This is a genomic window from uncultured Campylobacter sp. (assembly GCF_937997465.1).
Classification (GTDB): Bacteria; Campylobacterota; Campylobacteria; order Campylobacterales; family Campylobacteraceae; genus Campylobacter_A.
This window is the reverse complement of sequence record NZ_CALKTQ010000207.1, coordinates 1-5,751: the sequence shown is the minus strand read 5'-3', so window position 1 is coordinate 5,751 and position 5,751 is coordinate 1. Positions and strand designations below refer to the sequence as shown.

Here is a 5,751-nt window from a genome sequence, read left to right as displayed (position 1 = left end):
ACCCTGTTTTATCAACGCCATCAATTGCGCATTTTATATCGCTTATCCTTTCTCCCATAATAGTTTTAATCATTTAACATAGCCTTTTTTCTTGGATCACTATGGAAAACCCATTTTTTAGACAGCAAATATCCTATGAAGAAATATATAAAACCTCCAAATATTTGACTAATATACACATTTATATCAAGAAATCGATAAGAGAAGGACATGACAACTAGATTAGAAGCGTACGAAATCCCCATTGAAACTATAAATTTAAATATTTGTAAATTATTCTTCGTTTTATCGTTAAAACTAAAATATTTATTTAAATAGAACGATATAAATATCGAAATAAAATAGCCGATAAAATTGCTTATTTCTGCAACTACCCCAACATAGAGTAAAATAAAAATTATAACATATCCAAATACGGAGTTGATGGCGCCTACACACAAGTACTTCAATAGTGAAATATCGTAGCACATCAAATATGCTTTTTGACAGAGATATAATACTGGCCGCCTAGTGGAAGCCATTTAATAAATTTTTCCAAAAAGGAAAGGCGTTTTAAAATAGGTGGGAAAAATAGTGTATAGGCGCTTGCATTCTTTTTAAATCCGGCCTGCATAAAAATAGTTTGTAATTCCCTTTTTGATAGCAAAACTGCATCATTGTCAAATTCACACGTAGATACCATATACCTTGTAAGCGGATTATACGGATTATGCTCAAAAACTATAACATCACAATTATCGGCAGCTAATTTAAATATGTTTAATGTAATATCATTGCGCAGACTTGGTTCTATATGGTGATATACACCTGCTATAAAAATTACATCAAAACAACCATTATATCTCATTAACTTTTCTTCAGATTCTATAATTGATATCTCTTTATTATTTTGCTTGGCTATTTCCAAACTTTCTTTTGAGATATCAAATCCAAAAATAGACGATTTGCGAAATACTCTTGCTATATACGGCAAATTTCTACCTATACCACAGCCATATTCTAATATGTGTAAATGGGGATGATCTCTTTTTACTATATTACTTAATATTTTTATCTTATATTCTGCGTAATATTTTATATCACCAAAATTCTTATGTTGGTTTTGCATTATAGCATCATAGTCTTTACTGTACTCATCAAAATTAACTTTTTTCATCAATAATATCCTCTATAAAATATCGTGGTCTTCTTTTTGTTTCTTTATAGATTTTACCTATGTATTCACCAATTACACCAAGACACATAAGTTGAATTCCTCCCATAAAGTATATAGGTAAAACAGTAGAGGCCCATCCTTGCACCGTTTTATTAGCAATAACAGAATATAACACACTCCCACCCATTATCAAGCTAACAAAAAAAACGATAAAGCCTATTAGCGTTATCAATCTTAAAGGAACCACGCTAAATGAAGTTATGCCGTCCCATGCAAAGGCAAACATCTTTTTTAATGTATATTTTGATTTGCCTGCATACCTGTCTTTAACATCAAAATATATATACTCTGTTTTTAATCCAATTAAAAGAACAAGCCCTCTCAAAAATAAATTGACTTCCTTAAAACTAAGCAGCATTCTAATGGCCTTACTACTAAGCAATCTATAGTCCGCATGGTTTTTAATAATATCCACCCCCATTAAATTCATTAATTTATAAAAGCCTAATGCAGTTGCTCTTTTAAAAAAAGAATCGCACATTCTATCGTTCCTGATGCCGAGTACAACATCGCATCCATTCACGTAAGAATCAGTAAAATGTATCATAGACTTTTCATCTTGTTGCAAATCTGCATCAATAGAAATTAAGCAATCACATTTATGTTCTACATATTCCATTCCCGCCAAAAGAGCATTTTGATGACCTTGATTTTTAGAAAGCCTAATCCCCTTAACAAGCGAATACTGTCTACCTACATATTTAACTATATTCCACGTATTATCTCCACTACCATCATCTATATATAAAATAAAACTATCCTTCTTAATTTTATTTTTACTAATCAAGTCTTCTAACACCACACTTAGTCTTTTTGTAGTTTCATACAAGACCTGTTCTTCATTATAACATGGAACAATAACTGCTAATTTTGGAACCTCTCTCATTTTGCAAAAACTCCGCAAAAATCCAAAACTTCTTTTTCTATTTTTAGTCCTTTAAATTCCTTATGCCCGACTAAAAATACGATAATATCCGAAATTTCGATAGCCTTTTTATAATCCACTATCTCAAAATCTTTGTGAGCCTTGATATTGGGCTCTACAGCGACCACATCGACGCCTTCTGCGATCAGGCGTCTGGTTATATTTAGCGCAGGCGACTCCCGCAAATCGTCGATGTCGGGCTTAAAAGCAAGCCCCATGCACGCGACTTTAGGCTTTCTGCCGTTTTGCAGCTCAAATTTCAAAGCGGCGTTTTTGATCTTTTCTATACACCAATCAGCTTTATGATCATTCACCTCTCTTGCGGATTTGATCAGCCTCGCTTCGTAGCCGCCCGCATGTACTATAAACCACGGATCGACCGCTATGCAGTGCCCGCCTACGCCGCAGCCCGGGTTTAAAATATTAACTCGCGGATGGCGGTTTGCTAGCGAGATAAGCTCCCAAACATTGATGCCGAATTTATCGCACAAAATGCTAAGTTCGTTTGCAAAGGCTATGTTTACGTCGCGGAAAGAATTCTCTGTAAGCTTTGACATCTCTGCGGTTTTCGCATCGGTCTGTAAAACCTCGCCTTCTACGAATTCCGCATAAAATTCTGCTATCTTTTTAGTAGCAATTTTTGTAGTTCCACCCACGATTCTATCGTTTTGCGTAAGCTCTTTTAAAATTTTACCCGGCAAAACTCTCTCCGGGCAATGAGCGATATAAATTTTAGAAATATCAACACCGCCATTTTTTAAAATTTCGCCTATCTTTTCGGTAGTACCTACTGGTGAAGTGGATTCTAAAACGACCATATTATCGTCTTTTACGTATGGTATTATAGATTTTGCCGCACTTATGACATAATCGATATTTGGCACGTATCCGTCTCGAAACGGCGTCGGAACAGCTATGATAAAAACGTCTGCGAAATCAGGCCTAACGTCTGCTTTTAAATTTCCGCTCTGCACTGCTTTTTTAACAAATACGTCAAGTTCCGGCTCGACGATATGAATTTTACCCTCATTGATCGTATCTACGACGCTCTGCACCACGTCAACGCCATGGATTTTATAGCCCCTATTTGCCAAAAGCGCCGCCGTCGGTAGCCCTATATACCCAAGACCTAAGATGCAAACTTTTTTCACAATATTCCTTTTAAAAATTCCAGTATTTTTTTACAAGCTTTACCGTCACCATATGGGCTTACATTTTTACTCATTTTATCATATTCATCTTTTAAATTTAATAATCTTTGCACTTCTTTTATTATATTTTCGCGCTTGGTGCCGATAAGCTTAACGCATCCTGCTCTTATCCCTTCAGGTCTTTCGGTAGTTTCTCTGATAACTAAAACGGGCTTGCAAAGGCTCGGCGCCTCCTCTTGGATGCCGCCACTATCTGTTACTATCATATATGACTTGCTCATAAGATAGACGAAACTATCATACTCTAGCGGATCAATTAAAAATATATTCGAAACGCCCGATAAAATTTCTCCTACAGGCTTTCTTACATTTGGATTTAGATGCACGGGGTAAACGATGTCGATATTTTCGTTTTTTAGCGCTATTTCACGTAAAGCCTCACAAATATTAACAAAGCCTTCTCCGAAATTCTCTCGTCTGTGTCCTGTAACGAGAATAAATTTTTTATCACTAAGCTTATATTTGGAATTTATAAAGGATAAAATTTTATTTTTTAGCAGCTCGTTGTTTTCGATTTTGTCTATCGTCCACAAAAGCGCGTCTATAACGGTGTTGCCACTAGCAACTATATTTCTTGAATCTTTGCCTTCTTTTAAGAGATTGTCTCTAGCATCGATGGTCGGCGCGAAGTGATATTTAGCTATGAGTCCCGTCATCTGCCTATTTATCTCTTCAGGAAACGGCGAATAGATATTATGCGTCCTAAGCCCCGCTTCGACATGTGCCACGTCGATCTTTTGATAATACGCCGCTAAAGAAACGGCATAAGTAGTAGTCGTATCTCCATGCACAAACACGATGTCTGGGGTATATTCGCTAAATACATCGCGCATACCAAGTAAAACACCCGACGTAATATCATATAAATCCTGCCCTTGCTTCATTAAATTTAGATCGAAATCAGGCTTTATCTCAAAAAATTCAAGCACCTGATCAAGCATCTGTCTGTGCTGGGCCGTGACGCAAACCTTTACCTCAAATTCCGAGTGCTTTTGAAATTCTTTTATCAACAGAGCCATCTTAATGGCCTCTGGGCGCGTTCCAAATACTATTAAAATTTTTCTTTTCGTCATAAACTCCCCTAAATATTAGTTTTTGCCCAAAGTCTATATAGTAATATTAAAATTATTCTTTTTTCCTTTTATACACATCTATTAGTTTACCGTGCTCTACCAGCTCATATTTATCGCGAACATCATCAAAAAGATTTAGTAATATTTTTAATTGTATAATCCGCCGCATAACATCGTTTGGTAGCCATTGATTATTATAAACATCGAAAAAACGTCTCTCTTTTAGCTCTTTATAATATACATTAAAAATGTCAGTATCAACATATAAGATATCGGCTTTGGAATTTATGAGATCTAAAACTTCATTGTATTCATTATCTGTGACTATAAAGGATTTTAGTTCAAAATACTTTAACCCACTATATTTTTTACTAAAGAATTGTAACATATTGTCATATTTGGATATCATATATAACTCATTTGAATTTTTAGAGTACTTGTTTATAAGTCTTAAAGCATCGTCAAAGCGCTCAAATGAATAGGTAGTAATAATACCACCTGCTCTTTCATGATCCCATTTATAATTTCTGTGTGTAGCAAAAGTATTTTCATATAGTGCCATTTGGGATATATATTCATAGCAGTATTTGGCATAAGCAAATATGAGTATAGGCGCTATTATAACATATAAAATATTTCTAATTCTTTTAACTATGAAATGAAATAATATCAGCATGGGTAGTGCAATGATAGCAAAATTTATATTATCAAAATTTCCTTTCCATACAAAAAAAACGCATAAAAATTCAGTATAGAAAAGTAAAAATATATAGCTTAAAAGATAATTCGATCTTTTTAGCTCCACATAAAACCATATAACCCCGAGCCAAAGCAGAGATATAGCAAATAATAATAACATGTAAATTGGCATACTGATAGGGAGAGAATAAAAGCCATCTAAAAAGTATTTCGTAGATGGATTATCCATGAGCGGATATTTTATACAAGCAATTACGCTAAATAATATAAAAATTATAAAGATCCAAAGTTCTTTTAGATTAACCCTTCTGCGCTCTATAAATTCTAATACATATTTTATTATAAAAGTACCAACTATAGCTAAAAATAGGAATAGTCCAAAATCCTTTACTAAAAGTATAGATAAAATCCCCAATGTAAAAACTATAGCTATGTAACACGATCTTGATTCTTTAAATTTCATAGAGTAAAAAAGCATTAATACTATTAAAAGATCAAAGAAATGCCTAATATAGACATGCGTTGGAGCAAAATGATAAGAATGAAACCCTATGCTAAAAAAATATACGCTAAAGAAGTATATCTTTTCTATTTGGAAGGCAAGAAAGTGAAAGAGCCTATAAACCC

At 34.1% G+C, this 5,751-nt stretch carries 6 protein-coding genes; all 6 read right to left on the bottom strand.

All coding sequences use genetic code 11. The annotated features are described in order from the left end of the window. Positions 1–65: 65 nt before the first annotated feature. Genes Q0546_RS11975 through Q0546_RS06860 form a run of 6 tightly spaced genes read right to left on the bottom strand, consistent with a single transcriptional unit; the run spans position 66 to position 5,587 of the window. Complete coding sequence (locus Q0546_RS11975) at positions 66–470, bottom strand: GtrA family protein (RefSeq protein ID WP_366519257.1); 405 nt, start codon at positions 468–470, stop codon at positions 66–68. Beyond that, the gene (locus Q0546_RS06880) at positions 470–1,156 is read right to left on the bottom strand and encodes a class I SAM-dependent methyltransferase (protein WP_298791666.1); all 687 of its coding nucleotides are present in this window, start codon (positions 1,154–1,156) and stop codon (positions 470–472) included. Before Q0546_RS06880 ends, Q0546_RS11975 begins: the two co-directional genes overlap by 1 nt. Continuing rightward, positions 1,143–2,102, bottom strand: coding sequence for a glycosyltransferase family 2 protein (locus tag Q0546_RS06875; RefSeq protein ID WP_297989533.1), 960 nt, complete (start codon positions 2,100–2,102; stop codon positions 1,143–1,145). Before Q0546_RS06875 ends, Q0546_RS06880 begins: the two co-directional genes overlap by 14 nt. Continuing rightward, the gene (gene wecC, locus Q0546_RS06870; protein ID WP_298791667.1) at positions 2,099–3,295 is read right to left on the bottom strand and encodes a UDP-N-acetyl-D-mannosamine dehydrogenase; all 1,197 of its coding nucleotides are present in this window, start codon (positions 3,293–3,295) and stop codon (positions 2,099–2,101) included. The genes Q0546_RS06875 and wecC overlap by 4 nt, the downstream gene beginning before the upstream one ends. Continuing rightward, entirely contained in the window at positions 3,289–4,425 is a 1,137-nt protein-coding gene (gene wecB, locus Q0546_RS06865; protein WP_298791665.1) for a UDP-N-acetylglucosamine 2-epimerase (non-hydrolyzing), read from the bottom strand. The genes wecC and wecB overlap by 7 nt, the downstream gene beginning before the upstream one ends. 52 nt (positions 4,426–4,477) lie before the next feature. Further along, positions 4,478–5,587 (bottom strand): hypothetical protein, encoded by a 1,110-nt coding sequence (locus Q0546_RS06860; RefSeq protein ID WP_298791664.1) that lies wholly within the window; start codon positions 5,585–5,587, stop codon positions 4,478–4,480. Between the last annotated feature and the right edge of the window lie 164 nt (positions 5,588–5,751).